The sequence below is a fragment of the Mumia sp. zg.B17 genome, assembly GCF_019550915.1.
Taxonomy (GTDB): Bacteria; Actinomycetota; Actinomycetes; order Propionibacteriales; family Nocardioidaceae; genus Mumia.
In genome coordinates this window covers 186006-210951 of the sequence record NZ_JAHWCI010000008.1, presented here as the reverse complement: position 1 = coordinate 210951, position 24946 = coordinate 186006, and the positions used below count along the sequence as shown (strand labels likewise).

The window sequence follows — 24946 nt, the reverse complement described above, 5'->3', positions numbered from 1 at the left end:
GGGCAGGGGGCGCACCTAGGGTGCATAGTCGCATCGTTAGTCGCATGGAGCTTGTTGGAGGGCATTCTGAACACCGCGTCTTCTCGTGAACCTGCAGGTCAGCACGAGGAAGCTGGTCAGAGGCTGCCCGCGGCCGTCCTCTGGGACATGGACGGCGTGCTCACCATCGCGGGCGTGCGGATGCCGTCCGCGGACCTGGTCGGCGCTCCTCCCGCCCAGACCGTCGGCAACTCCTGCATGATCGTGGTCGCGACCGACGCCCCGCTCGACGCGCGCCAGCTCGGGCGGGTCGCCCGGCGTGCCGTCTTCGCGATGGCCCGGGTCGGCGCGGACTACGCCCAGGGGAGTGGCGACTACGCCCTGGCGTTCTCGGTCGGCACGGGCCAGCCCCCTGCCGACGAGGCCCTCGACCCGATCTTGGGGTCGACGATGGACGCGGTCGAGGAAGCGCTGCTGAACTCGGTCCTCGCGGCGACCACCACGCACGGACGACACGGCCGCACCGTGCTCGGAGTGCCCGGTGGCGTGGTCCGGGAGCGGCTGCGCCGCGCCGGCGTGGTGGTGGCGTGACGCCGCTCAGAACACCGGCTTGCCGCCGGTCACCCCGATGACGGTGCCTGTCACGTAGCTCGCGTCCGACGGCGAGGCGAGGAACACGAAGGCCGGTGCGACCTCGGCGGGCTGGCCGGCGCGCCCCAGCGGCGTGTCCTCGCCGAAGCTCTCGATCTTCTCGGTCGGCTGCGTTGCCGGCTGCAGCGGTGTCCAGATCGGACCGGGGGCGACCGCGTTGACGCGGATGCCCTTCGGCCCGAGCGCCGAGGCGAGGTTGGCGGTGACGTTGTTGATCGCCGCCTTCGTCGCGGCGTAGTCGAGCAGCGCCGGCGACGGGTCGTACGCCTGGATCGAGGTGCAGTTGATGATGCTCGACCCCTCTCGCATCAACGGGACGGCGGCGCGGGTGATCCAGAACAGTGCATAGAGGTTGGTCTTGAAGACACGGTCGAGCTCGTCGTCGGCGATGCCGTCCAGGTCGTCGCCGGACCGGCGCGCCATCTGGAAGCCCGCGTTGTTGACCAGCACGTCGAGGGAGCCGAGCTCGTCGACGACCCGCTGCGGGAGGCTGCGCGCCGTCTCGCTGTCGGTGATGTCTCCGGGGAGGAGCTGCACCCGCCGTCCCTCGCGCTCGACCCAGGACGCGGTGTCCTCGGCGTCCTGCTTCTCCTCAGGCAGGTACGAGATCGCCACGTCGGCGCCCTCGCGGGCGTACGCGATGGCGACGGCACGCCCGATGCCGGAGTCGCCGCCGGTGATGAGGGCGCGCAGGCCCTTCAGTCGACCGGAGCCGCGGTAGGACTCCTCGCCGTGGTCCGGGACCGGGTCCATCGCCGCGGTCGAGCCTGGAGGGTCCTGCTGCTGGGCCGGGAAAGAGTTGTCGCTCATGGGCCTCCCGTACCCGCGAGTGGCGTCGGTATGCCTCAGCCTCAGCGCAGGAGCCAGACGAGTGCCGCGATCGTGGGCAGTGCAGCGACGGCAATCCACACGGGCGCCCACAGCGAGCGCTGGAGGATCACCCGTACCCCGGCATACGTGATGGCGGCGATCACCCCGGACATCACGGTGATGGCGATGGCGTCACTGTGGCGGCCCTGGTTGTCGAGGACGAGGCCGAGACCGATGCAGCCGAAGACGCCGTGCACGGTGATCGCGAAGAACCCGATCGCCGCGACGCGGCGCTGGACGACCCGCAGCGCGCGCTGCTCGGCGTCACGCTGCTCGCGTGACTTCCGCGGCGTGGGGGCTGAGGGCAGAGGACCTTGGGTCATGCGGGAGTGCTCCTGGAGGGGAAGGGGTCGGACGCGCGGTGCGCCGAGCTGATCAGGCGGTGGAGGAAGGCGTTGGCCTCGGTGAGCTCGCCGGTCGACATGCCGAGACGCTCGAGCATGGTGCCGGGAACGTCGACGGCCCGGGCGCGCAGCGCCCGTCCTCCGGACGTGAGCGAGATCGTCAGGGCGCGCTCGTCGTGCGGCGACCGCTCACGCGCCACCAGGCCCACGGCCTCGAGCCGCTTGACCAGCGGCGACGTGGTGGCCGGCTCGAGGTGGAGGGCGGCGCTGAGTTCTTTGAGCGATTGGCCGTCGCGTTCCCAGAGGGCCAGCATCACGAGGTACTGGGGGTGGCTGAGGCCGAGCGGCTCGAGCACAGGCCGGTAGGCCGCGACGACGGCGCGCGAGGCCACCGCGAGCGCGAAGCACACCTGGTGCTCGAGGGAGAGGGGGTCGTCCGCGTCCATGGTGATCAGTGTACGAACCGTTAGCGCACTCACAAAAATGCAGGCCTCGCTGTTCCCGATGTCTGATCTGCGTCGATCTTGTCTCATATGGCATGGATCACCCTTATCGGGGTAGAAACGGGTAGAACCATCCGAGGGGAGATCACATGTCGAGCCAGGGAGTCCTGCGCCGTGCGTCCGTACGCATGGCCGGTGGCCTGAAGGATTTGCCGCGCAATGCCGCGTGGATTCTGTCGAAGACCGTCGACCTGGGTGGAGGTGTCCAGGACACCGCGACCAGCGTCGCTAACGGCTCCAAGCACGCGGTGGTGGACCAGACACGCCGCGCGACTGCCGCGGTGGCTGACAAGGTCCCCGGGACGGACTCCGTCGAGTCGAGGCTCGCGCGTGCGCACTCGGCGGTCGAGCGCGCACGCTCCGAGGAGCAGGACGCCCTCGTCCACGCCCAGGAGGCCAAGCAGCTCGCCGAGCAGGCGAGTGCTGCGGAGAAGGAGGCGCGCGACCGGAGCCGCGCCGCCAAGAAGGAGGCGGACGACCACGTCGGGCAGCGGGTCCGTGAGGCACGTCGCCGTGCGGACGAGATGGTCGAGTCCGTACGCCGTGAGGCTCAGGACGAGGCACGACAGCGCTACGAGAAGCTCCGTGAGGCGTTGGAGCGCGACGTCGAGCGGATCCGCGCGAAGGCCGACAGTGCCGCTGCCGACGCCCAGGCACGGATCGACGCGGCGCACTCGTCGATGAGCGAGGCCCGCCGCCTCGCCGACGAGGCCACCGAGGCGGCCGAGGAGGCCGCACGGAAAGCACGCGAAGAAGCCGACCGTCTCGTCGCCAAGGCGCAGGAGCAGGCCGGTGCGGCCGACCAGACGCGTGCCCGTGCCTCGGCCGCGCGGGACGCCGTCGTCACGACGACCGCGCGGGCGGTGCGTGCCGAGCAGACCCAGGAGCTGCCGACGAGCCTCCCGCGCCGTACCAAGGCCGAGCTCATCGAGCTCGCCACCTCGCTCGGCGTCGAGGACACGTCTCAGAAGACCAAGACGCAGCTCGTCAACGCCATCCGTCGCGCCTCGCGCAACCACTGAACGGAGAGATCCACGTGAAGTTCTTCCATCGCAAGACGCCCTTGGAGCGCGTTGTCGAGAAGATTCCCGGGGGCAGCGCCGTACGAGGTGGCGCCATCACGGCTGCCGGGCTGATCGGCTTGTCGGCGGTCAGCGCCGCGGTGAGCGCGATCCGTGACAGGCAGGGCAGCCGGTGAAGCTCCGGACGCTCGCGGTGTTCGGGATCGGCTACGTGTTGGGGACGAAGGCAGGCCGTGACCGCTACGAGCAGATCGTCGCGGCCGCCAGGCGTGCCGGACAACGGATCGAGCAGTATGGGGACCCTGATGGCGCAGGCGGGTCACGCGTCTCCTGACGGGGGTCCGACGCTCGCCGACGGGGCGGTCGTCAGGGCTCACGTGGTCGCGCGACTGCTGGGCGTTCGGCTGCTCCGGCTGGACGCCACGGTCGTCGTCACCCCGCCGTCGGCACCCGAGACGAGCGATCTCGGGGGGCCCGTCGTGCTCGGCGCCACGGTGAGCCCACGCACCGAGATCGCCCCACTCACGTCGATCGCTCCGTCGACGGCCGTCGACGGAGGACTGCCCGAGGCCGAACGCCTCCTGCGCCTGGCGCGTTCGGAGAGGTCCGGGCGCCGTCACCGCTGACCGTCAGACGAACAGCCTGGAGATCAGGAGCGCCGTGGGCACCGACACGACGGCGATCACCAGCGTCGGCAGGATGAACGAGTGGTTCAGGACGTACCGGCCGATCGTGGTCGAGCCGGTCTGGTCGATCTCCACCGCCGCGAGCTGCGACCCGTTGGCGGGGAGCGTCATGACGCCGCCCATCGCCGGGAGGTAGGCGGCCAACGTCGCGACCGGCACGCCCAGGCTGATCCCGAGCGGGATCATCGTGTTCACCGAGGCCGACTGGCTGGTGGTCGCCGCGGCCACCAGGAACAACCCGATCGCCAGGAACCACGGGGCCTCCTCGGCGATGTCGGTGAGGCCTCCGATCACGGTGTCCTCGTTCCCGGTGATGAACGTGTTCGCCAACCAGGCGATGCCGAGAAGGGCGATGATCGCGGTGAGGCCCGACTTCGTGAGCGGCGCGTCCAGGACGGCGCCGGGCCGCACCTTGCCGACGGCCATCACCGCGAGCGCGACGACGAGCATCACCATGATCAGCAGCGTCGTCAGCGACAGCGTCTCGGTGGTGCCGTCAACCTCGTACGTGGGGAGCAGCTCGTCGAACGCGCCGAGGAGCACGACCGCGAGGACTCCCGCGAAGAAGACGCCGGCTGCGCGCTTGGCCGTCGCAGGCACGTCGGCGCCCTTGTCCTCGCCCGTCTCGGAGGCCGGCGGTTCGATGAGGCCGGCAGCGAGACGTCGCTGGAACTCCGGGTCGTCGGCGAGATCGCGACCGACTCGGCTCTGCACGACCGCCGCCACGATGGTCCCGAGCAGCACGGCGGGGAAGGTGATGAGCAGGATCTCGCCCAGGCTCAGGGCGCCGTCCTCGTCGCCGGTCAGGCCGACGAACGCTGCCATCGCTGCGGCGACGGGGCTCGCTGCCAGCGCGAAGCCCGACACCGCGACCGACGTGGCGAGCGGACGCTCCGGACGGATGCCGCGCTCGTAAGAGACCTCGTAGATCACCGGCAGCAGCGGGAAGATGATGTTCCCCGTGCCCGACCCGGCGCAGAACGCGAACGTGATCAGCGGTGCGAGGTAGTTCACGAGCCTCGGACGTGAGCGGATCACCTTCTCGGCAAGGTGGACGAGGTAGTCGATGCCGCCGGCCGCCTGCATCGCCGATGCCGCCGTGATCACGGCGATGATGACGAGGATGGCGTCGCTCGGGATCTCGCCCGGTGGCGCACCGAACACGAACACGAGGACCAGGACGCCGACCGCACCCCAGAGGCCGAGGCCGACACCACCGAGGCGCACGCCCATGTAGATGGCGCCGACGACCACGAGCGCCTGCAGGATCAGGAGGAAGGTGTCCACGGCGTCCCCTTTCGAGCCTCTGCCGCTCTCGTACGGCCGGGCGAGCTGCTAGTGGGCGAGTGCTTCGAGGAGGAGGGCCTGCGCGAGCGCCATGCGCTCGATCTCCGAAGGGTCGACCGACTCGTCGGGGCCATGGATGTGGGCGTGCTCGGCGTCCTGGGCTCCGATCAGGACGAAGTCCGCCGTCGGAACGGCCTCGTGCAGCGTCTCGAGGAGCGGGATCGACCCGCCCGACCCGACGGTCTGGACGTCCGCGCCGTACGCGGTGGCGAGCGCCTCGCGCATCAAGCCGAAAGCCCGCCCGTCCGTCCCCTGCGAGAACGCAGGGCTCACCTTGTCCGCGTGCACGTCGACCCGCGCGTTCCAGGGTGCGACGGAGCGCAGGTGCGCCATCAGGGCGTCGATCGCGTCGCGGGGGTCCTGCCCGGGCGGGATGCGCATCCCCACCACCGCCCGCGCGCTCGGCTGCAGGACGTTCGACGCCCGGTCGACCGGCACCGCGTCCAGGCCGAGCACACTGACTGACGGCCGGGCCCACAGACGCGAGGCGATCGTGCCCGTCCCTACCAGCCCGACGCCGTCAAGGACGCCGGCGTTGCGGCGCAGCATCTCCTCGGGATAGTCGGCGCCTTCCCAGTCTCCGGACGCGATGCCTTCCACGAGACAGTTCCCCTCCTCGTCGACCAGCGTCGCGAGCATGGTGATCAGCGCCATCAAGGCGTCGGGGGCTGCACCGCCGAAGAGACCCGAGTGCACCGGCTGCTCGAGCGTCCGCACCTCGACCACAGCCTTCACATGACCGCGCAGCCCCACGCTCAGCACCGGCTCGCCGACGGTGAGGTTGCCCATGTCGGCGACGATCATGGCGTCGGCCTCGACCCTGTCCGGATTGGCGGTGACCCAGGCCTCGAGGTGGCTGACGGTCTCCTCCTCACCCTCGACGATGAGACGGACACCGACCGGCGGTCTCCCGTCGAACGCGGCGAGAGTCGCGAGGTGGATCGCGATGCCCGACTTGTCGTCGGCGGCGCCGCGGCCGTACAACCGGCCGTCGCGCCACGTCGGCGCGAACGGGTCGGTCTCCCAGCCCTGCTCGGGGGGAGCCGGCTGGACGTCGTAGTGGGCGTAGAGCACGACCGTGGGCCGTCCCTCGGGCGCCGGGATCTCCGCGGTCACCGCCGGGTAACCGCCGGGGATCTCGGTGATCATCGCTGGCACGCCGTACCGGCCGAACGCGTCGACGACGGACTGCGCCATGGAGTGCACAGGCTCGGGCGGGAAGCCCGGGAACGCGCACGAGGGGATGGCGACCATCGACTCCAGCTCGTCGCGGATGGCGGGCATCAGCGCGGCGATCGTCGTCCGCAGCGAAGAATCGTCCATGGCGCGAACGTAAACCGCGACCCGTCTCTCGGCGCGTCGAGCGCTCCGGCGGTGCGGGTCAGGCGGTCGCGCAGCGGGTCACGAGATCGGCCAGCGCCGTACGCGCCTCGAGCAGCGACGGCCCGTACCAGGTGAGGAGCCGACCGGGCACCAGCACGGTCGGCACACGGGTGAACGCCTCGGGACCGTCGGACGGACCGAAGGGGTACGGCTCGTCGGGCAGCAGCACGACGTCGAGGTCGGCACGGTCGAGGTCTTCGAGCGGGACGTGCGGGTATCGGCCGTCGGCTTGCGCGTACGCGTGCTGCCAACCGAGCCGGGAGACCAGGTCACCGGTGAAGGTGTCGCGTCCGACGACCATCCAGGGGTCGCGCCAGACGGCGACTGCCGCGCGGAGCGCGGGGGCGCCGGTGGTGGGCCGCGAGGGAGCCGCCCACGCGGCTGCGACAGTGTCGAGCCAGCCGGGGACGCCCCAGCCCAGGGCCTCGGCGAACAGTCGCCGCATCGACGCGACCGCTTCGTCGACGGTCTGGATCCTGGTCACCCAGACGGCGACGCCCGCCTCGCGCAGACGTCGGACGTCGAGCTCGCGGTTCTCCTCCTGGTTGGCGACCACCAGGTCGGGAGAGAGGTCGGTGACCGCCCGAAGGTCAGGGTTCTTGGTGCCACGAACCCGGACGACGTCGAGGTCGGCGGGGTGGGTGCACCAGTCGGTCGCGCCCACCAAGGCGTCGCCGCGGGTCGCGGCGATCGCCTCGGTGAGCGACGGAACCAGTGAGACGACACGGCACGCGGTGCGCGGGTGCGCAACCGGGGTGCCGAGGTCGTCGCTGGTCCGGGCGTCCGTGGTCAGGCCTGGTGCCGGCCGTCGGCGTCGCGCTGACGCGGCTCGGTCTCGTCGGCCGGGACCTCGTAGGTCTCGGTCACCTCGACCGTCTCGTCGGTCGCGGCATCGGTGCGAGGGTCGGTCGTGCCGTCGGCGTGCGTGCCGGGCTCGGTCGTGCCGGTGGTGTAGGCACCGGCGTCGGTCGTGCTGTCGGCGTGCGTGCCGGTGTCGGCGGTGCCGTCGGCGTGCGTGCCGGGCTCAGTCGTGCCGGTGGTGTAGGCGCCGGCGTCGGTCGTGCCGTCGGCGTGCGTGCCGGTGTCCGTGCCGGTGGTGTAGTCGCCCTGCGAGTCGGTGGTGTAGTCCCCGCTCGAGTCAGCGACGTAGTCCCCGCTCGCGCCCGCGGCGTAGGCGCCGGCCGGGCGGTCGTCGCGACCGCCGTCGGGATCGAGCTCGTCGGCCCTCGCGAGCTTCTCGTCGACCTCGGAGCGGGTGCGCTGCGCGTGCTCCTGGTGCTCACGCGCCTCACGCTCGCGCTGCTCGGCCGCGACCCGTGCCTCCTCGGCATCGGCGCGTGCTCGCGCCGCCTCGGCATCGCGACGGCTGGCTTCCAGCTGGGTGTCCTGCGCCTGCGCGCGGAGGGCATTGGCCTCCTCGCGCCGCTGTGCGGCTGCACGCTCGCGGCTCTTGCGCTGTGCGGCCAGGGCCGCCAGTGCGATCAACGCCACCACGACGACGGCGATGATGACCCAGACCCACCAGGGAATGTCATCCATGTCGAACTCCTCAAGCCGGGCCGCTCGGGGATGCGGCCGTACGTGTCCGGCACAGTACCCAGTTCTGCCCCCGTTCACCGGTTGCGAGCGCAGGCTCAGACGTTGCGCCGGTATTGGCCTCCGACCTCGAAGAACGCCTCCGTGACCTGCTGGAGCGAACACACCCGTGCCGCGTCCATCAACACGTCGAACGCGTTCTCGTCCGACGCCGCGGCGTCCTTCAGCCGCGCCAACGCTGCCTGTGCCTCGTCGCGGTGTGTCTCCTGGAACGCGTGGACGCGGGCGAGCTGCGACCGCTTCTCGTCCTCGGTCGCGCGGGCGAGCTCGATCGGTCCGTGCTCCCCCCCGGCCCGCGGGTTGCGGAAGGTGTTCACACCGACGATCGGCAGTGAGCCGTCGTGCTTGCGGTGCTCGTACAGCATGGACTCGTCCTGGATGCGGCCACGCTGGTATCCGGTCTCCATCGCACCGAGCACGCCGCCGCGCTCGGTGATCCGGTCGAACTCCTCGAGCACGGCCTGCTCGACGAGGTCGGTCAGCTCCTCGATCACGTACGACCCCTGCTGCGGGTTCTCGTTCATCGCGAGACCCCACTCCTTGTTGATGATCATCTGGATCGCCAGCGCGCGGCGCACGGACTCCTCGGTCGGTGTCGTCACCGCCTCGTCGTAGGCGTTGGTGTGGAGGCTGTTGGCGTTGTCGTAGATCGCGATCAACGCCTGGAGCGTCGTCCGGATGTCGTTGAAGCTCATCTCCTGCGCGTGCAGGGACCGTCCCGAGGTCTGCACGTGGTACTTCAGCTTCTGCGAACGCTCGTTGGCGCCGTACCGCTCGCGCATGGCGACCGCCCAGATGCGGCGCGCCACGCGGCCGATCACGGAGTACTCCGGGTCCATCCCGTTGGAGAAGAAGAACGACAGGTTGGGTGCGAAGTCGTCGATGTCCATCCCGCGGGCGAGGTAGGCCTCGACGTAGGTGAAGCCGTTCGCGAGCGTGAACGCCAGCTGGCTCAGCGGGTTCGCCCCAGCCTCGGCGATGTGGTAGCCGGAGATCGACACGGAGTAGAAGTTGCGGACCTGGCGCTGGACGAACCACTCCTGGATGTCGGCCATCATCCGCAGGCTGAACTCCGTCGAGAACAGGCAGGTGTTCTGGCCCTGGTCCTCCTTGAGGATGTCCGCCTGGACCGTGCCGCGGACGTTGCCGACGGCGTACGCGACGAGGTCGGCGTCCTCCTCCGGCGACGGTTCGCGTCCGTTCTCGTCGCGGAAGCGGTCGCGCTGCTGGTCGATGACGGTGTTGAGGAAGAACGCGAGCACCGTCGGGGCCGGGCCGTTGATCGTCATCGACACCGACGTGGAGGGGGAGACGAGGTCGAACCCGTCGTAAAGCACCTTCATGTCGTCCAGCGTCGCGACCGACACCCCCGAGGTCCCGACCTTGCCGTAGACGTCGGGCCGTTCGCCGGGATCGCGTCCGTACAGCGTGACCGAGTCGAACGCGGTCGAGAGCCGGGTCGCCTCGCCGTCGGACGACAGGAGCTTGAACCGGCGGTTGGTACGGAACGGATCGCCCTCTCCGGCGAACATGCGTGCCGGGTCCTCGCCGTCGCGCTTGAACGAGAAGACGCCCGCGGTGTAGGGGAAGTGGCCGGGCAGGTTCTCGCTGCGCCAGTAGCGCACGAGGTCGCCGTGGTCGGTCGTGCGGGGCAGTGCCACCCTCGGCACCCGCGTGCCGGACAAGGACTCACGGGCCAGTCGCGTGCGGAGCTCGCGGGCGCGCACGGTGACGACCTGCTCGTCGCCCTGGTACGACGCCACCACCGTCGGCCAGTCACGTATCCGGGCTCGCACCTCGTCGGGCAGTGTCGCCGCGGTCGTCTCCGCGAGCGAGCGGGCGTCGTCCGTGCCGAGCCCCGCCGCTGCCAGGTCCTGTGCCGCCGACTCGAGCGCCTGCGCGCGGCGGGCCGTGTCGGCGATGCGCTCGGTGGCGGCGTGGTAGTCGCGGACGGTCTCGGCGATCTCGGACAGGTAGCGAGAGCGGTTCGGGGGGACGATCGCGGCGAACCTGGTCGAGTGGCGCACGTCGACGCGGGGGAGCGCGCCCTCCTCGAGCGAGAGCCCTTGCTCGCCCAGGAGGCGCACGAGCTCTTGGAACAGCGCGGTCACGCCGTCGTCGTTGAAGGTCGCCGCGGACGTCCCGAACACAGGCATGTCCTCGGGTCGGCTGCCGAACGCCTCGCGGTTGCGCACCATCTGCCGCCCGACGTCGCGCAGGGCGTCGGCCGCGCCGCGGCGCTCGTACTTGTTGATCGCCACGACGTCGGCGAGGTCGAGCATGTCGATCTTCTCCAGCTGCGACGCGGCGCCGAACTCCGGCGTCATGACGTACAAGGAGGTGTCGACGAACGGCACGACCGCGGCGTCGCCCTGGCCGATGCCTGGAGTCTCGAGCACCACGAGGTCGTATCCCGCTGCCTTCACGACCGCGATGACGTCGTTCAGCGTGTCGGGGAGCTCGTGGGCCCCGCGCGTCGCGAGCGAGCGGAAGAACGTGTGGACGCCGTCGAGGGCGTTCATCCGAATCCGGTCACCGAGCAGCGCTCCTCCGCCCCGACGACGGGTCGGGTCGACCGCGAGCACGGCGATGCGGAGCTTGTCCTGCTGGTCGATGCGCAGGCGTCGGACCAGCTCGTCGGTGAGCGAGGACTTGCCCGAGCCGCCGGTGCCGGTGATGCCCAGCACAGGCGTCCTCGACGCCTCGGACGCGGCGCGGACGGCGCGGGCGAGCGGACCGTCGAGCCGGCCCTGCTCGGCACCGGTGACAGCGCGCGCGAGCGACACCCGGTCACCCGCGAGCACGGCCTCGGGGTCGGGACGGTGCTGGTCCCACAGGTCGGCGCGGCAGGCCTCGACCACCTCGGCGATCATCCCGGGGAGGCCGAGGCGCTGCCCGTCCTCGGGAGAGAAGATCAGGACGCCGCTCTCACGCAGGCGGGCGATCTCGGAGGGGACGATGACGCCGCCTCCGCCGCCGAAGACCTTGACGTGCCCGGCGCCCCGCTCGGCGAGGAGCTGCACGAGGTACTCGAAGTACTCCACGTGGCCGCCCTGGTAGGAGGAGACCGCGACTCCGTGCGCGTCCTCCTCGATCGCGGCGTCCACGACCTCGACGACCGAACGGTTGTGACCGAGGTGGATCACCTCGCACCCCTGCGACTGCAGGATGCGGCGCATGATGTTGATCGAGGCGTCGTGGCCGTCGAAGAGGCTCGAGGCGGTGACGATCCGTACCCGCAGGGCATCCGCAGTTTCCATAGGACGTAAAATAGTTGGACTTCCAAGTAATGTCGAGTCTCGATAGGGTGAGGTCCATGCCAGAGCGACCCCGACTGCCGTTCGACCCCGTCGAGCGCGCCGGCGAGCTCTGGGAGAGCCACTTCGGTGACGCCACCGCCATGCGGCTCGCGACCTCGGTGATGCGGGTGCAGCAGCTGCTGCTCGCCGAGCTGGACGCGGCACTCAAGCCGTACGCCATCACGTTCGCGCGCTACGAGGTGCTGGTGCTGCTGACGTTCAGTCAGGCGGGCACGCTGCCGCTGAGCAAGATCGGCGAGCGGCTGATGGTGCACCCGACCTCGGTGACGAACGCGATCGATCGGCTCGAGGCCCAGGGGCTCGTCCTGCGTCAGACCGACCCCAGCGACCGGAGGCGGACGCTGGCCTCCCTCACGCCGGCCGGTCGCGAGCTCGTCATCGAAGCGACGGCCGCCTTGACAGCGATCGACTTCGCCGTCGACGGTCTCACCGCACGCGAGCAGGACGACGCGTTCGCCCTGCTGCGGCGGCTGCGTTCGGCCGCCGGTGACTTCCCGGAGAAGGCGCCGGAGAGGTCAGTCAGCGGCTGAGCGACCGGCCCGCTCCACAGCCCGCGTGACCGGGCTGTCCAGCACCCTCGAGTGCAGGTTGACGCTTGATGCCGTGACGCACTAGGTTCGCCGCGGGTCGGCCGTCGTGCCGCACCGTTCGGGGGCTCGACGAGAGGTCGAGGTAGGGGTGACGGAGGCGACGTGAGGGTTGCACGAAAGAACGACCCTGTGACCCCGCTGGAGGCGCTCACCTTCGCCACCGCAGTCATCGGGCCGCCATGGGCGCTCGGCGTGCTCATCGCCTCGCTCTACGTCGCGGGACCGGCCTTTTTGCTCCTGCTGGTCCCGGTGGCGTTCCAGCCCGTCTCCCTGCTCGCCGGAGCGGCGGCCGTCGTCGCCGTCACCGCACTGGTCGTGCGGGTGCAGGACCGGTGGACGCGACCGGAGATCGCGCTCGTGTCCTCCGGGCTGTTCGCGGCGGCGTTGTGGTTCTCCCCCGTGGCGCTCGTGGGTGACCTTGATCCCGGCGCCGTGCTCGGACTGATCCTCGTCGTCCTGGCCGTCGCCTTCGGCCCGATCCCGCTGTGCTTCTGGTCGGCCACGCGTGCGGCGCGCTCGATGCGGATCGGGGTGCGCGACCCGGCGGCGGCGTCGTGGTTGCGTGATGCTGTCGCCTGGGGCATGTCTCGGTTCGAGATGATCCGCGCGCGGGCCCTACGCCCCCCGGGCCTCGGGCAGGTCCGGGAACGGCGGTGACCGACGAGCGAGGAGAGTGCCGATGACGACGCCCTACACGATCACCCGCGTCGGCGACGCGTACCTCGTCTCGACGCGCGACGTGAACTGGGTGCTCGTCGAGGACGGGCACGACCTCACGCTCATCGACGGCGGCTATCCCGGGAACACCGTCGACGTGGAGCGCTCCATCCGCGATATCGGGCACCAGGTGCGCGACATCCGCGGGATCCTGCTCACCCACGCGCACGTCGACCACCTCGGTGGCGCGGCGCGTATCGCCTCCCGGCACTCGATCGACACGTGGACCGGGCCCGTCGAGGTCCCGCACGCGCGCCGCGACTACCTCCAGCAGCTGTCACCGGCGCGGCTCCCGCTGGTGCTGTGGCGTCGGGGCGCCCTCGGGTGGCTGCTCGACATCACCCGGCTCGGCGGCACCGACCGCGGCGGCATCGACCAGGTGGGCGCCTACGACGCATCCCGGCTCGACCTGCCCGGCTCTCCGGTGGCCGTACCGACGCTCGGACACACCGACGGCCACACCTCGTACCTGATCCCCGGCTCGGGCGTCCTGGTGAGTGGTGACGCGCTGATCACAGGTCACCCCGTCTCGCGGCTCCGGGGGCCACAGCTGATCGTCCGCCCGTTCTCCCACGACCGCGACGCGACGGTCGACTCGCTCGACGCGATCGCGAGCGTCGATGCCGGCACGATCTTCCCCGGGCACGGCGCCGTATGGGCGGGGAGCATGCGGGACGCAGCCGGTCAGGCGCGGGCGACCGCCGGACCCTGGCGTCCCTGACATCAGGGGATCTACGCAGCCTGCTCAGGTCGACAGCAGTCGAGAAGACTGTTAGAAAGGACAGGCAGCCCTATTCAGTGGTCAAACAGCGCGCCACGTTCTCGCACTTGTGAACGGAGCGTGGCATGTCTGTTAGCGCAACGACCCTCGACCGCCCGCACGCTCTTCCTCGCGATCTGAGCCGCGAAGAGCGCCGGACCGTGACCACCGAGCTGTGCGAAGCCCTTGCCGACTGCAACGAGGCCCACCGCGACCTGCTCCAGGCGCGTCTGGTCGAGGTCAACATGGGCGTGGCCCGTGCGGTCGCCTCCCAGTACCGCAACCGCGGTGTCGACCTCGACGATCTCGAGCAGGTCGCCTACGTCGGCCTGGCCAAGGCCGCCCGCGGGTTCGACCCCGCGCGTGGACACGACTTCCTCACCTACGCCGTCCCGACGATCCGCGGCGAAGTGCGCCGCTGGTTCCGAGACAGCTGCTGGATGGTGCGTCCGGTACGGCGCGTCCAGGAGACCCGCGCCCAAGTCGTGGCCTGCGTCGAAGAGCTGGTCCAGACGCTCGGCGAGACCCCGACCCCAGAGGCTGTGGCACAGCACCTCGCGCTGCCGGTCGAGGAGGTCAACGAGGCGATGGCTGCCGACGGCTGCTACCACCCCTCCTCGCTGGACTCGCCCGGCATCAACGGCGTGGGGTCGCTCGCCGACGTCCTCGGCGAGACCGACGACGCGTTCGCGCGGGCGGAGGAGAAGGCCTCGCTCGCGCCGTTGGTGCGCAGGCTGAGCGACCGTGATCGCGAGACGCTGGCGTTGCGCTACTTCCACCAGTGGACCCAGGAGCAGATCGCGGGGCGGCTCGGCGTCACTCAGATGCAGGTCTCCCGGATCCTCAGTCGCATCATCGCCCAGCTCCGCGAGCAGCTCGGCGACGGCACGCTGGCGGCGTAGCCGTCCATCGCATGAGGTTCCGTACGGTCTCGCGCAGCGAGCGTGGATGGAGCCGCCGACGGGTGGGTCAGGGGTTTCGGTACCTCGATGAGCAGGGGCATCCCCTTGGCGGGGAGGACCGGGCCCGTTGCGAGTCGCTCGCGATCCCGCCCGCGTGGGAGGACGTCTGGATCTGCCGGTGGCCCTCGGGGCACCTGCAGGCCACAGGCATCGATGCTGCCGGGCGGGTCCAGTACCTGTACCACCCGCTGTGGCGCGAGCGCATGGAGCGGCAGAAGCACGAGCGCGTGCTCGACGTCGCGCACCGCCTTCCCGAGGGCCGTGAGCGGGTGCTGCGCGACCTCGACGCGGCGGGCGTGCCCCGCGACAAGGCGCTGGGGGCGGCCTTCCGGCTCCTCGACCGCGGTCTCTTCCGGGTGGGCAACGACCGCTACGCCGCCAACGGAGGCGGGTACGGACTGGCCACCCTGCGCAAGGACCACGTCACGCTCCGCCGTGACAGGTCGACGATGGAGTTCGCCTACGAGGGCAAGTCCGGCGTCTCGCAACGCATCCAGGTCACCGACCCGCTCACCTACGAGGTGGTCGGGCCGATGCGTCGCCGCCGAGGCGGGGAGACGTTGCTGGCCTTCCAGGAGAGACGGCGTTGGACCGAGCTCTCCAGCCCCGACGTCAACGCGTACCTGCAGGAGCGGGTGTGTGCCGACATGACGGCGAAGGACTTCCGCACCTGGCACGCCACCGTCCTCGCCGCGGTGTCCCTCGCGTCGAAGGACGAGGCGTCGCGCACGGCGGCTGCACGGCGACGCGCGGTCGCCTCCACCATGCGTGAGGTCTCCGACGTGCTCGGCAACACGCCCACGGTCGCGAGGTCGTCGTACGTGAACCCTCGCGTGATCGAGCTCTTCGAGGACGGCGTGACCGTCGCGCCGACGCTGCGCATGCTCGGACCGCGGATCGACGAGGAGCGCGACCGCCCGACGCTGGAACGCGCCGTCCTCAACCTGCTGACCGACGAAGCCTGACCGACGAACGAGGAGGAGCGCACCATGCCGAAGACACGCAAGGACGGACAGCCCCGCAAGGAGGAGCTCCCCGCCCCGATCCGCCGATCGAGCGCCAAGGCGCAGCGGACGTTCGCCAAGGCGCACGACTCCGCCGCGGAGGAGTACGGAGAGGGCCGACGGGCGCACCAGGTCGGGTACGCAGCGCTGAAGCACAGCTTCGAGAAGGTCGGCGACCACTGGGAGCCGAAGGACGACCGAGGGCCGTCGGACGCCCAGGCACGCGGCGGGCGCGGCACGAACCGTCCCACCGCCGGGGGTGTCGACGCCAACGCCAGCAAGAAGCACCTGTACGACCTGGCGCGCCGCCTCGACGTGTCCGGTCGCTCCCAGATGACCAAGGACGAGCTCGTCACAGCGATCCAGCGGGCGAACGACCGGGCGAACGCCGACGCGCGGGCCGGATCCTGACGCACGCATGGTTCCCGGGCTTCCGGGCACCCGCTGCACATGACTGCCACGATCGAGAAGGTGCAGGAGGAGACCGGCTTCGGGCTGCTCGGCCGGTCGGAGCAGGTACTGCCCGAGCAGCGGTGCGGGGTGAGGGTGGTGGCGACCGCTCAGACCGGTGACGATGGGGGCGCACGACCGAAGACCGAGCCCGAAGGCGACGACCCCGTCACCGACCCCCGGACCGACCCGCGCACGAACCCCGGTTCCCCGCGGCCCAACGAGCCGCAGCCGGAAGAACCGAACGAGCCCGGTCTCGCCCCAGGCGAGTCCGACGAGAGGAGCACGTGATGCCCAACGCTGCGAAGCTGGCGTACCGCCCCATCGGACTGATCTCCGGCATGGCCGGAGGCATGATCGCCGGGATGATCTTCAAGCAGGTCTGGAAGCGGATCTCCGACGAGGACGAGACGCCCGACCCGCTCGCGGAGTCCTCCTACGGCTGGCGGGAGCTCCTGCTCGCGTCGGCGATCCAGGGCATGATCTACGCGGTCGTGAAGGCCAGCATCGACCGGGCCGGTGCCCGCGGGTTCCAGCGGGTCACCGGAGCGTGGCCGGGCTCCTGACCCCGTCCGCGACGTCGTCCAGGACGGCCTCCCAGTCGGCGAGAAACCGTTCGAGGCCGAACCTCGCGCGCGCACGTTCCCGCGCGGCCGCCCCGGTCTCCTCGGCGAGCATCGGCTCGGCGACGAACCGGGCGGCCGCGTCGCGCATCGCCCGCGGGTCGGCGGAGGTGACGCCGCCGTCGCCGACCGCGCGGGGTGCCTCCGTGCCCGCGAAGGCGACAACCGGCAGCCCGAGGAACATCGCCTCGATCAGCGACAGGCCGAGAGAGGTCCATCGCGCGGTGTGGACGTACACGCGCCGGCGGGCCACCTCGTCGTGCATGATGTCCTGCGGGAGGTCCTCGTACGTCCAGACCCGGCGGGCCCAGTCGGCCTCTGCGAGCGGCGTGACGCCCATCCCGAACACGTCGAGAGGAACCGACTCGGCGATGGTGGGGAGGAGGTCGGTCCCGAGCACCCGCGTGCGGCGCACCGGTTCGTTCATGACGACCGCCGCGCGAGGCCACTCCCCGCTGTAGCGGTGCCCGGGATCGACGACGCCGTGCTCGACGACGTGCGTCGGTGTCGTGCCGCAGTCCCAGTACGCACGGTTGAAGGGCGTGACATGGACGATCGGCACGTCGGGACGGTCGGCGAGCGGGTGGACGCTCCGGACGGCGTCGCCAGGGGGAGTGTTGTGCTCGACGTAGACCGCCGGGACGTCCTCGCCGGCACGCAGGCCGGTCCAGCTCCGCAGCAGCTGCTCCTCGTGCGGTCGTTGCAGGACCACGAGGTCGAACGGCGTCGTGGCGAGCTCGTCGGCGGTCACCTCCCGGACGGAGCCCGGCCAGTCCCACGTGCGTGCGCGCCCGCGTCCGTCGGCGTCGCGCTCGGCGTTGACGGGGACGAGGTACTCGTGGGGCCCCTGGAGGAACGACGTCGCCCACGAGCCGTGGACGTGCCAGATCAGGACGCGCATGCCGGCCTCCCCAGTCCGTGGAAGTCCCATCCCGCAGCTCGCCACTTGTCCGCGTCGAGGCAGGTCCGGCCGTCGACCACCACCGGAGCGGTGACCTCCTCGCGGAGCGCCACCGGGTCGAGCGCGGTGTAGTCGTCCCAGGCGGTGAGCACGGTGACGACGTCGGCGTCGGCGCAGGTCTCCTCGACGGAGGACGCGTACGTGAGGTGGTCGGCCACGCGTGCGGCCTGCGCGGCGGCACGCGGGTCGTGCACGCGGACCTCGGCACCGAGGCGGTGGAGGGTCGTCGCGACGTCGAGGGCGGGTGAGTCCCGGACGTCGTCGGAACCGGGCTTGAACGCGATCCCGAGGACTGCGACTCGTCGTCGCTCTCCCCACACGCCACGCACCAGGTCGACGGTACGGGCCCGCTGCCTCATGTTGACGAGGTCGACGTGGTGCAGGAGCGCGGCGGACTCCACGTCGAGCTCGTGCGCTCGCGCGACGAACGCGCGCGTGTCCTTGGGCAGGCAGCTCCCGCCGTAGCCGAGACCGGGCTGGAGGACGTCCGGGCCGATCCTGGGGTCGGCCGCCAGCACACGGACGAGGTCGTCGACGTCGGCGCCGGCACGCTCGCACACCTCTGCGAGGACGTTCACCACGGAGATGCGTGCCGCCAGCATGACGTTGGCCGAGACCTTGGCGAGCTCGGCGGTCCGCAGGTCGGTGCGGATGATCGGCGTCCCTTGACGCCCCCACCGCGCGTAGACCTCGGTGAGGACCGCGTACGCCGCGTCGTCGTGCACGCCGAGGACGAGCCGGTCGGGGTGGAGCGAGTCGTCGACCGCGTGCCCCTCGCGCAGGAACTCGGGGTTCCACGCGACGGAGACCGGCACGTCAGCCTCGCCGGCCATCAGCCAGGCCAGGTCGTCGGCGGTGCCGACGGGGACGGTGGAGCGTCCGACCACCAGGCACTCGCGGCTCGCGTGGCGGGCGACCTCGACCGCCGACGTACGCAGGGCGCTCAGGTCGGCGGCCCGTCCCCCGCGCTCCTGGGGTGTGCCGACGCAGAGGAAGTGGACCTCCGCGTCCGCGACGTCGGCGACGTCGTGGGTGAAGACGAGGCGTCCGCTCGCGACCCCGGAGCGGAGCAGGTCGGCGAGGCCCGGCTCGTGGAACGGGACGCGCCCCTCGGCCAGTGCGGCGAGGCGCTCCCGATCGACGTCGTACGCCACCACCTCGTGACCCGCCGCCGCGAGGCAGGCGGCGTGGGTCGCGCCCAGGTATCCCGTCCCGATCACCGATGTCTTCACGGCCAGGCGGTTCCCGGCACCCGGGTGGTTATGCGTGGAGAAGCGTTTCCCGGCCGTGGTTCGGGGAACCCGACCGCCATGAAGGTCCTCGGAGTGAACGCCCTCTTCCACGACCCCTCGGCAGCCCTCGTCGTCGACGGGTCCGTCGTCGCCGCCGCGGAGGAGGAGAGGTTCAGCCGCCGCAAGCACGGCAAGCGCCCGGTCCCGTTCGCCGCGTGGGAGCTGCCGGAGCAGGCGATGCGCTGGTGCCTTGCCCACGCGGGCCTGAAGCCGTCCGACCTGGACGCCGTCGCCTACGCCTACGACCCGGCACTGGCAGAGCCGATCGACGCGCTCGGTCTGCACGACCCGTGGGACGACCTGCGCCAGACGTACGCCGACCGCGCCCCCGCCTTCCTGGCGGCCGCGCTCCCGGGGCTCGACCCCGACGACGTGCGCTTCGTGCCGCACCACGTCGCGCACGCCGCATCGGCCGGTCTGGCGCTGACCGACGGGCACGCCGACGTGCTCGTCCTCGACGGGCGTGGTGAGGCCACCAGCCACCTCGCCGGACGGTATGAGGGAGGGGTCCTCCACCCGCTCGCGGGGCAGCGGCTCCCGCACTCGCTGGGCCTGCTCTACGAGGACCTCACCGAGCACCTCGGCTTCCTCCGCAGCAGCGACGAGTACAAGGTCATGGCCCTCGCCTCGTACGGCACGCCGCGGCACGCCGACGCCCTGCGCGAGCGCGTCCACGCCGACGGCGAGGGCGGGTTCGTCACCGAGCGTGTCGACTGGTCGGCGATCGCGAAGCAGCGTGCCGCCGACGAGCCGTGGACCCGCGACCACGCCGACCTCGCCGCGAGCGCCCAGCGCGTGCTGGAGGACACGGTGATCGACCTCGCGCGGTGGCTGCACGGACAGACCGGCGGCGACCGCCTGGCGCTCGCCGGCGGTGTCGCCCTCAACTGTGTCGCCAACACCAGGATCTTCGCCGAGACGCCGTACGAGCACGTGCTGCCGCAGCCGGCAGCGGGCGACGCGGGCACGGCTCTCGGGGCGGCGCTGACCGTCGCGGCCGAGCACGGACCGACGCGACCTGTGCCCGGGGCCGACCTGGGGCGGCGGTTCGACGACGACGAGATCGAGCAGGCCCTGCGGGCCGCCCACTGGCCGGCGGAGCGGCCCGACGACCTGGCGGGCATGGTCGCCGACACGCTTGCCGAGGGCGGCATCGTCGCATGGTTCCAGGGGGCGAGCGAGTTCGGCCCGCGGGCGCTCGGACATCGTTCGCTGCTCGCTGACCCGCGCGACCCGCAGAACCTCGACCGTCTCAACGCGGTCAAGGGCAGGGAGAGCTTCCGCCCCGTGGCGCCGATGGTCCTGGAGGACCGGGCGCCCGACATCTTCACCCGGGGCCCGCTGCCGTCCCCGCACATGCTCTTCGTCCACGACGTCCGGCCGCCGTGGCGCGAGCGGATCCCGGCGGTCGTCCACGTCGACGGCACGGCACGCGTCCAGACGGTCGACCGGACGCGGACGCCGCGCCTCGCCGCGCTGCTCGAGGCCTTCGAGGAACGGACCGGCGTGCCCGTGCTCGTCAACACCAGCCTGAACACCGCCGGGCGGCCGATGGTCGACTCGCCGCGCGACGCGCTGGAGCTGTTCGGGTCGGCCCCGGTCTCGATGCTGGTGATGGGCCCGTACGTCCTCACGCGTCCGACACCGGACACCGCCGCACAGAGGGATCGGTGAGCGCCGTGCGGCAACCGGTCGTGGACACGACGGTCGTCGTCCCCACCGTCGGACGTCCGTCGCTCGCGCGCGTGCTCGCGACGTTCCTGGCGCCCCCGCGCCCGGGTGTGGCGGCCGTCGTGGTGGTGGATGATCGGCCGGCTGACGACGACCGTCCGTTGCAGGAGGTTGTAGCGGCGCTCCCGCCGGACGGGAGCCGGTCGTGGTTGAGCGTCGTCCGCTCGTACGGTCGTGGGCCGGCGGCGGCGCGCAACCTCGGCGCAGCGGAGGCCTGGACGACGTGGATCTCCTTCCTCGACGACGACGTCGAGCCGGAGGCGGCGTGGACCGCGCGCCTCGTCGAGGACCTCGACGGCCTCGCCCCGGACGTGGCGGGAACTCAAGGTCGGGTCGAGGTCCCGCTGCCGACCGACCGACGACCGGACGACTTCGCGCGCGCGACGGCCGGCCTCGCGACGGCGCGGTGGATCACCGCCGACATGACCTACCGACGCACAGCCTTCGTCGCCGTCGGAGGATTCGACGAGCGCTTCCCGCGGGCCTACCGAGAGGACGCCGACATGGCGCTGCGGATGAGGGCGAACGGTGCGCAGCTCGTCCGTGGTGCGCGCACCGTGGTGCACCCGGTGCGCACCGAGCGCGCAGGGGTGAGCGTGCGTGCGCAGCGGGGCAACGCCGACGACCGGTTGATGCGTGCGCTGCACGGACCGCGTTGGCGCACCCTCGCCGAGGCTCCACCGGGACGGCTCGTCCGGCACCTCGCGATCACGGCGCTCGGCGCGGGCGGCGCGCTGGCCCTGGCAGCGGGGCGCCGACGCACAGCGGTGGCCGCCCTCGCGGGATGGGCGGCGGGCACGTCCGAGCTCTTCCTGGCGCGCTGGCTCCCCGGGTCGCGCTCACGCGCCGAGACGGTCCGCATGCTGTGGACCAGCGCCGTCATCCCGCCGACCGCGAGCTGGCACGCCCTGCGCGGAGCGGTCCTGCACCGTCGGGTGGAGGCCTGGCCGGATCGTCGATGGCTGGTCCTCTTCGACCGCGACGGGACGCTGGTGCACGACGTCCCCTACAACGGGGACCCCGAGAAGGTCGACCCGGTCGAGGGGGGCGCCGAGGCCCTGCAGAGGCTGCGCGGCGCCGGCGCGTACGTCGGGATCATCACCAACCAGTCAGGCGTCGGGCGGGGGTTCCTCGAGCGTGAGCAGGTCGACGCCGTGAACCGCCGGGTCGAGCAGCTGCTCGGGCCGTTCGACGTCGAGAAGATCTGCCCGCACGCCCCCGAGGACGGGTGCGCGTGCCGCAAACCCGCGCCGCGGATGGTGCTGGAGGCGTGCGCAGCGCTGGGCGTGCCCGTCGAGCGGTGCGTCGTGATCGGGGACATCGGTGCCGACGTCGAGGCGGCCCGGGCCGCGGGCGCGCGCGGGATCATGGTCCCGAACGACGTCACGCGTCCCGAGGAGGTCGCGGCAGCAGCGTTCGTACGACCAGATCTTCGCTCCGCGGTCGACGAGGTGCTGAAGTGGGTGGCGCAGGTGCGCTGACCTGCTCGCGGACCCAGGCGGCGGTCCGGGCGAGACCGTCGTCGAGGTCGACCTCGGGCTTCCAGCCCAAGGTCTCGCCGGCGCGCGTGATGTCGGGACAGCGCCGCGCCGGGTCGTCCTCCGGGAGGCCGACGTGCACGACCGGCGACCGGGAGCCGGTCACGGCGAGGACGCGCTGTGCCAGCTCCAGCACCGTGATCTCGTGCGGGTTGCCGACGTTGACCGGTCCGGGCTCGTCCGCCGTCGCCATCGCCACGAGCGCACGCACGGTGTCCTCGACGTAGCAGAACGACCGCGTCTGGGAGCCGTCCCCCTGGATGGTGAGCGGCTCGCCGCGCAGCGCCTGGGCCAGGAACGTCGACACCACCCGGCCGTCGTCGAGCCCCATCTGAGGACCGTAGGTGTTGAAGATGCGGACGACGCCGACGTCGAGGTCGAGCGAGCGCCGGAACGCGAACGCGGCAGCCTCCGAGAAGCGCTTGGCCTCGTCGTACACCGCGCGTGGCCCGATCGGGTTCACGTTGCCCCAGTAGGCCTCGTGCTGCGGGCTGACCTGCGCGTCGCCGTACACCTCCGACGTCGAGGCCAGCACGAAGCGCGCGCCGTCGGCGGCTGCGGCCTCGAGCGCGCGCAGCGTCCCGACGCTGCCCGTGCGCAGCGTGTGCACCGGCATCCGCAGGTAGTGCACGGGCGACGCCGTCGCCGCGAGGTGCATGACGACGTCCACGGCACCCTGCTCCGCACGGATCGCAGGGAGGTCGACCTCGACGACGTCGGTGATCAGGAGACGGAAGCGGGGGTTCGTGCCGGCACCGGCGACGTTGGCCGCCGACCCGGTGGACTCGTCGTCCACGCAGGTGACCCGGGCGCCGTGCGACAGCATCGCCTCGCACAGCGCGGAGCCGAGGAAGCCGGCTCCGCCGGTGACGAGCACGTGTGCGTCGTCGAGGTCGCGCTGCCGGGTCATCGGTTCCCTCATGCCTGCGGGGTACCCGCGGACGGGGGGCGCATGCCCTGGGCGAGAGCGGCCTCCGCCGCCGCGACGACCTCGGCGACCTCGATCGAGCCCAGCACGGGGTCGATCAGGGCACCGTGCGGATCCCCCTGGTAGGAGGCGCCGCCGGTGTCTCCGCGCCAGAGGACCCGGTGCGTATGCCCGGGGGGCGGACCCCACGTCGTGGGCGACGTGGGCCCGAACAGCGTGACGGACGGCGTGCCGAAGGCCGGGGCGAGGTGAGCCACGCCGGTGTCGGAGGAGAGCACCAGCCGGGCCGAGGCGACCAGGGCGGCCAGGTCGCGTACGTCAGTGGTGCCGGCGAGCACGGACTCCGGCGGGAGGGAGGCGCCGGCGGCCACCTCCCGGGCGAGCGTGCGCTCGGCGGGGGAACCGGTGACCACCACGTCGCCGTGGGCGGCCATCCGCGCGGCGACCTCCGCCCAGCGTTCCGCGGGCCACCGGCGGGACCCGGCCGCGGCTCCGGGATGCACGACCACCGCCGCGCGAGCCAAGGGCTCCGGCAGCTCTGGAGAGATGCGGGCGTCGTCGGGGTCGGCGCTGACCCCGAACGTCTCGCGGACGAGGCGGCACCACCGCGCGCGCTCGTGCTCCGTGTCGTCCCACACCGGCCCCACGGTTCCGGTGGTCACGTCCGCGAAGCCGGCCAGGCGGCCGGGACGCGTCGCGCGGAGGAGCCGGTGGCTCTGCGGGCCCTTCCCGTGGAGGTTCACGGCCAGGTCCGCGCCGTGGACCGCCTCGGGAAGCGGATCGAGCCCCTGGTGGGCAACGACCGCGTCGACGAGTCCCGCGTCGCGGAGGAGCCCACCGACGTCGCGGGGACCGAGGAGGGTGACGGAGGCGTCGGGGAGAGCGCCGCGCAGTGCCCGGAGGGCGGGTACGGCGGCCAGGAGGTCGCCGAGCCCGAGTGCCCGCAGCACCACCACCCGCGTGGGGTGAGGTGCTGCGGGCGGCGGCGTCATGGCCACGAGGGCTCGACCGACGGTGTCACGACGAGCTCCCGGACCTCGCACCCGGCAGGCGTCTCCAGCGCGAAGAGCACGGCCCGCGCGACGTCCTCGGGTGCGTTGAGCATCGCGTCGGCTGGAGGCTTGTACTGCTCGGTGCGCCCGTCGAAGAATGCCGTCTGCATCCCGCCCGGGACGAGCATCGTCACACCGACGTCTCCGGCGAGCTCGGCGGCGAGTGCTCGGCTGAAGCCGACGACGCCGAACTTCGACGCGCAGTACGCCGTCGCATCGGGAAGGGCGCGCAGCCCGAGCGTCGAGGCGACCGTCACGATGCGACCCCGCTCGGTCCGCAGCGACGGCAGGGCGGCTCGGACGACGGCTGCCGTGCCGAGCAGGTTCACGGCGATCACGCGCTCCCAGTCCGCGAGCGGCACGTCCTCGAGCTTGCCGCAGGCGTCGGTGCCGGCGCACGTGACGACCCCGTGCAGACCGCCTGTGCGCTCGATCGCCTCCTCCACGGCCCGGGTCGCGGCGCCGGTGTCAGCCAGGTCGACCACGGTGTGGTCGTACGGCGAGTCGGGGGCGACCCGGTCGAGGACGTACGGTCGCCCGCCGGCCTTGTCGACCGCTGCGGCGACCGCCGCTCCGAGGCCCGAGGCGCCTCCGGTGACGAGAACGGTTCCTACACTCATCGCTTCTCCTCTCGTGG

The 24946-nt window shown here is 71.8% G+C and carries 27 protein-coding genes; 14 read left to right on the top strand and 13 right to left on the bottom strand.

What is annotated here, in order from left to right; genetic code table 11:
- Positions 1–147 precede the first annotated feature (147 nt).
- On the top strand, positions 148–570 hold the full coding sequence (locus KV097_RS14250) for a P1 family peptidase (protein WP_366525439.1): 423 nt from the start codon (positions 148–150) through the stop codon (positions 568–570).
- A 6-nt stretch (positions 571–576) separates the two neighbouring features.
- Here KV097_RS14250 and KV097_RS14245 read toward each other — a convergent pair whose 3' ends face one another.
- Genes KV097_RS14245 through KV097_RS14235 form a run of 3 tightly spaced genes read right to left on the bottom strand, consistent with a single transcriptional unit; the run spans position 577 to position 2290 of the window.
- Complete coding sequence (locus KV097_RS14245; protein ID WP_220366243.1) at positions 577–1440, bottom strand: SDR family oxidoreductase; 864 nt, start codon at positions 1438–1440, stop codon at positions 577–579.
- A gap of 41 nt (positions 1441–1481) precedes the next feature.
- The gene (locus KV097_RS14240; RefSeq protein WP_220366242.1) at positions 1482–1823 is read right to left on the bottom strand and encodes a hypothetical protein; all 342 of its coding nucleotides are present in this window, start codon (positions 1821–1823) and stop codon (positions 1482–1484) included.
- Positions 1820–2290, bottom strand: a complete 471-nt coding sequence (locus KV097_RS14235) for a MarR family winged helix-turn-helix transcriptional regulator (RefSeq protein WP_220343441.1) — start codon at positions 2288–2290, stop codon at positions 1820–1822. The genes KV097_RS14240 and KV097_RS14235 overlap by 4 nt, the downstream gene beginning before the upstream one ends.
- A 146-nt stretch (positions 2291–2436) precedes the next feature.
- On the opposite strand from KV097_RS14235, the gene KV097_RS14230 reads away from it, so the two are divergent.
- The 3 genes from KV097_RS14230 to KV097_RS14220 all read left to right on the top strand — a co-directional run bounded on the left by KV097_RS14230 (position 2437) and on the right by KV097_RS14220 (position 3995).
- Positions 2437–3369, top strand: coding sequence for a hypothetical protein (locus KV097_RS14230; protein ID WP_220343442.1), 933 nt, complete (start codon positions 2437–2439; stop codon positions 3367–3369).
- A 14-nt stretch (positions 3370–3383) separates the two neighbouring features.
- Positions 3384–3545 (top strand): hypothetical protein, encoded by a 162-nt coding sequence (locus KV097_RS14225; RefSeq protein ID WP_220343443.1) that lies wholly within the window; start codon positions 3384–3386, stop codon positions 3543–3545.
- A 117-nt stretch (positions 3546–3662) separates the two neighbouring features.
- Positions 3663–3995: a hypothetical protein gene (locus tag KV097_RS14220; protein WP_220366241.1), complete on the top strand. Its 333-nt coding sequence runs from the start codon at positions 3663–3665 to the stop codon at positions 3993–3995.
- Positions 3996–3998: 3 nt separating this feature from the next.
- Here the strand turns inward: KV097_RS14220 and KV097_RS14215 are convergent, their stop codons facing one another.
- From KV097_RS14215 to icmF, 5 genes are all read right to left on the bottom strand, one after another.
- The gene (locus KV097_RS14215) at positions 3999–5342 is read right to left on the bottom strand and encodes an anaerobic C4-dicarboxylate transporter family protein (RefSeq protein ID WP_220343446.1); all 1344 of its coding nucleotides are present in this window, start codon (positions 5340–5342) and stop codon (positions 3999–4001) included.
- 48 nt (positions 5343–5390) lie between these two features.
- Positions 5391–6725 (bottom strand): M20/M25/M40 family metallo-hydrolase, encoded by a 1335-nt coding sequence (locus KV097_RS14210; RefSeq protein WP_220366240.1) that lies wholly within the window; start codon positions 6723–6725, stop codon positions 5391–5393.
- A 58-nt stretch (positions 6726–6783) separates the two neighbouring features.
- The gene (locus KV097_RS14205) at positions 6784–7578 is read right to left on the bottom strand and encodes a helical backbone metal receptor (RefSeq protein ID WP_220366548.1); all 795 of its coding nucleotides are present in this window, start codon (positions 7576–7578) and stop codon (positions 6784–6786) included.
- On the bottom strand, positions 7575–8324 hold the full coding sequence (locus tag KV097_RS14200; protein ID WP_220343448.1) for an MSCRAMM family adhesin SdrC: 750 nt from the start codon (positions 8322–8324) through the stop codon (positions 7575–7577). Before KV097_RS14200 ends, KV097_RS14205 begins: the two co-directional genes overlap by 4 nt.
- 95 nt (positions 8325–8419) lie before the next feature.
- The gene (icmF, locus tag KV097_RS14195; RefSeq protein WP_220366239.1) at positions 8420–11641 is read right to left on the bottom strand and encodes a fused isobutyryl-CoA mutase/GTPase IcmF; all 3222 of its coding nucleotides are present in this window, start codon (positions 11639–11641) and stop codon (positions 8420–8422) included.
- A 56-nt stretch (positions 11642–11697) separates the two neighbouring features.
- Between icmF and KV097_RS14190 the strand changes: the two genes are divergently transcribed.
- From KV097_RS14190 to KV097_RS14155, 8 genes are all read left to right on the top strand, one after another.
- Entirely contained in the window at positions 11698–12231 is a 534-nt protein-coding gene (locus KV097_RS14190; protein WP_220366238.1) for a MarR family winged helix-turn-helix transcriptional regulator, read from the top strand.
- Positions 12232–12393: 162 nt separating this feature from the next.
- A complete protein-coding gene (locus tag KV097_RS14185) occupies positions 12394–12948 on the top strand; it encodes a hypothetical protein (RefSeq protein ID WP_220366237.1) in 555 nt (184 codons plus the stop codon).
- A gap of 22 nt (positions 12949–12970) precedes the next feature.
- A complete protein-coding gene (locus KV097_RS14180; protein ID WP_220366236.1) occupies positions 12971–13729 on the top strand; it encodes an MBL fold metallo-hydrolase in 759 nt (252 codons plus the stop codon).
- A gap of 125 nt (positions 13730–13854) precedes the next feature.
- Positions 13855–14670, top strand: coding sequence for a sigma-70 family RNA polymerase sigma factor (locus KV097_RS14175; RefSeq protein WP_220366235.1), 816 nt, complete (start codon positions 13855–13857; stop codon positions 14668–14670).
- 11 nt (positions 14671–14681) lie between these two features.
- Positions 14682–15695, top strand: a complete 1014-nt coding sequence (locus KV097_RS14170) for a DNA topoisomerase IB (protein WP_220366234.1) — start codon at positions 14682–14684, stop codon at positions 15693–15695.
- Between the two features lie 24 nt (positions 15696–15719).
- A complete protein-coding gene (locus KV097_RS14165; protein ID WP_220343455.1) occupies positions 15720–16145 on the top strand; it encodes a ChaB family protein in 426 nt (141 codons plus the stop codon).
- 39 nt (positions 16146–16184) lie between these two features.
- Positions 16185–16475, top strand: a complete 291-nt coding sequence (locus KV097_RS14160) for a hypothetical protein (protein ID WP_220343456.1) — start codon at positions 16185–16187, stop codon at positions 16473–16475.
- Positions 16475–16750, top strand: coding sequence for a DUF4235 domain-containing protein (locus KV097_RS14155; protein WP_220343457.1), 276 nt, complete (start codon positions 16475–16477; stop codon positions 16748–16750). Before KV097_RS14160 ends, KV097_RS14155 begins: the two co-directional genes overlap by 1 nt.
- Here the strand turns inward: KV097_RS14155 and KV097_RS14150 are convergent.
- Positions 16725–17708 carry a glycosyltransferase gene (locus KV097_RS14150; RefSeq protein WP_220366233.1) on the bottom strand — a complete coding sequence of 328 codons (984 nt, stop codon included), beginning with the start codon at positions 17706–17708 and terminating at the stop codon, positions 16725–16727. The two genes, KV097_RS14155 and KV097_RS14150, sit on opposite strands and share 26 nt — an antisense overlap.
- Positions 17696–19000 carry a UDP-glucose/GDP-mannose dehydrogenase family protein gene (locus tag KV097_RS14145; protein ID WP_220366232.1) on the bottom strand — a complete coding sequence of 435 codons (1305 nt, stop codon included), beginning with the start codon at positions 18998–19000 and terminating at the stop codon, positions 17696–17698. Before KV097_RS14145 ends, KV097_RS14150 begins: the two co-directional genes overlap by 13 nt.
- Before the next feature lie 78 nt (positions 19001–19078).
- On the opposite strand from KV097_RS14145, the gene KV097_RS14140 reads away from it, so the two are divergent.
- Both KV097_RS14140 and KV097_RS19810 read left to right on the top strand, forming a co-directional pair.
- Positions 19079–20734: a carbamoyltransferase C-terminal domain-containing protein gene (locus KV097_RS14140; protein WP_220366231.1), complete on the top strand. Its 1656-nt coding sequence runs from the start codon at positions 19079–19081 to the stop codon at positions 20732–20734.
- Entirely contained in the window at positions 20731–22272 is a 1542-nt protein-coding gene (locus KV097_RS19810) for an HAD-IIIA family hydrolase (protein ID WP_308289438.1), read from the top strand. The genes KV097_RS14140 and KV097_RS19810 overlap by 4 nt, the downstream gene beginning before the upstream one ends.
- Here the strand turns inward: KV097_RS19810 and KV097_RS14130 are convergent.
- Genes KV097_RS14130 through KV097_RS14120 form a run of 3 tightly spaced genes read right to left on the bottom strand, consistent with a single transcriptional unit; the run spans position 22175 to position 24929 of the window.
- Positions 22175–23251, bottom strand: a complete 1077-nt coding sequence (locus tag KV097_RS14130) for an NAD-dependent epimerase/dehydratase family protein (RefSeq protein WP_255559645.1) — start codon at positions 23249–23251, stop codon at positions 22175–22177. The genes KV097_RS19810 and KV097_RS14130 overlap by 98 nt on opposite strands.
- Entirely contained in the window at positions 23248–24249 is a 1002-nt protein-coding gene (locus KV097_RS14125) for a glycosyltransferase family 9 protein (RefSeq protein WP_220366230.1), read from the bottom strand. The genes KV097_RS14130 and KV097_RS14125 overlap by 4 nt, the downstream gene beginning before the upstream one ends.
- Complete coding sequence (locus tag KV097_RS14120) at positions 24246–24929, bottom strand: SDR family oxidoreductase (RefSeq protein WP_220346098.1); 684 nt, start codon at positions 24927–24929, stop codon at positions 24246–24248. The genes KV097_RS14125 and KV097_RS14120 overlap by 4 nt, the downstream gene beginning before the upstream one ends.
- Between the last annotated feature and the right edge of the window lie 17 nt (positions 24930–24946).

Coding starts and splice junctions, on each gene's coding strand:
- KV097_RS14250 (WP_366525439.1), top strand. CDS start 148: ATGGACGGCGTGCTCACCATCGCGGGCGTGCGGATGCCGTCCGCGGAC.
- KV097_RS14245 (WP_220366243.1), bottom strand. CDS start 1,440: ATGAGCGACAACTCTTTCCCGGCCCAGCAGCAGGACCCTCCAGGCTCG.
- KV097_RS14240 (WP_220366242.1), bottom strand. CDS start 1,823: ATGACCCAAGGTCCTCTGCCCTCAGCCCCCACGCCGCGGAAGTCACGC.
- KV097_RS14235 (WP_220343441.1), bottom strand. CDS start 2,290: ATGGACGCGGACGACCCCCTCTCCCTCGAGCACCAGGTGTGCTTCGCG.
- KV097_RS14230 (WP_220343442.1), top strand. CDS start 2,437: ATGTCGAGCCAGGGAGTCCTGCGCCGTGCGTCCGTACGCATGGCCGGT.
- KV097_RS14220 (WP_220366241.1), top strand. CDS start 3,663: ATGGGGACCCTGATGGCGCAGGCGGGTCACGCGTCTCCTGACGGGGGT.
- KV097_RS14210 (WP_220366240.1), bottom strand. CDS start 6,725: ATGGACGATTCTTCGCTGCGGACGACGATCGCCGCGCTGATGCCCGCC.
- KV097_RS14200 (WP_220343448.1), bottom strand. CDS start 8,324: ATGGATGACATTCCCTGGTGGGTCTGGGTCATCATCGCCGTCGTCGTG.
- icmF (WP_220366239.1), bottom strand. CDS start 11,641: ATGGAAACTGCGGATGCCCTGCGGGTACGGATCGTCACCGCCTCGAGC.
- KV097_RS14190 (WP_220366238.1), top strand. CDS start 11,698: ATGCCAGAGCGACCCCGACTGCCGTTCGACCCCGTCGAGCGCGCCGGC.
- KV097_RS14180 (WP_220366236.1), top strand. CDS start 12,971: ATGACGACGCCCTACACGATCACCCGCGTCGGCGACGCGTACCTCGTC.
- KV097_RS14175 (WP_220366235.1), top strand. CDS start 13,855: ATGTCTGTTAGCGCAACGACCCTCGACCGCCCGCACGCTCTTCCTCGC.
- KV097_RS14170 (WP_220366234.1), top strand. CDS start 14,682: ATGAGGTTCCGTACGGTCTCGCGCAGCGAGCGTGGATGGAGCCGCCGA.
- KV097_RS14165 (WP_220343455.1), top strand. CDS start 15,720: ATGCCGAAGACACGCAAGGACGGACAGCCCCGCAAGGAGGAGCTCCCC.
- KV097_RS14160 (WP_220343456.1), top strand. CDS start 16,185: ATGACTGCCACGATCGAGAAGGTGCAGGAGGAGACCGGCTTCGGGCTG.
- KV097_RS14155 (WP_220343457.1), top strand. CDS start 16,475: ATGCCCAACGCTGCGAAGCTGGCGTACCGCCCCATCGGACTGATCTCC.
- KV097_RS14150 (WP_220366233.1), bottom strand. CDS start 17,708: ATGCGCGTCCTGATCTGGCACGTCCACGGCTCGTGGGCGACGTCGTTC.
- KV097_RS14140 (WP_220366231.1), top strand. CDS start 19,079: ATGAAGGTCCTCGGAGTGAACGCCCTCTTCCACGACCCCTCGGCAGCC.
- KV097_RS14130 (WP_255559645.1), bottom strand. CDS start 23,251: ATGAGGGAACCGATGACCCGGCAGCGCGACCTCGACGACGCACACGTG.
- KV097_RS14125 (WP_220366230.1), bottom strand. CDS start 24,249: ATGACGCCGCCGCCCGCAGCACCTCACCCCACGCGGGTGGTGGTGCTG.
- KV097_RS14120 (WP_220346098.1), bottom strand. CDS start 24,929: ATGAGTGTAGGAACCGTTCTCGTCACCGGAGGCGCCTCGGGCCTCGGA.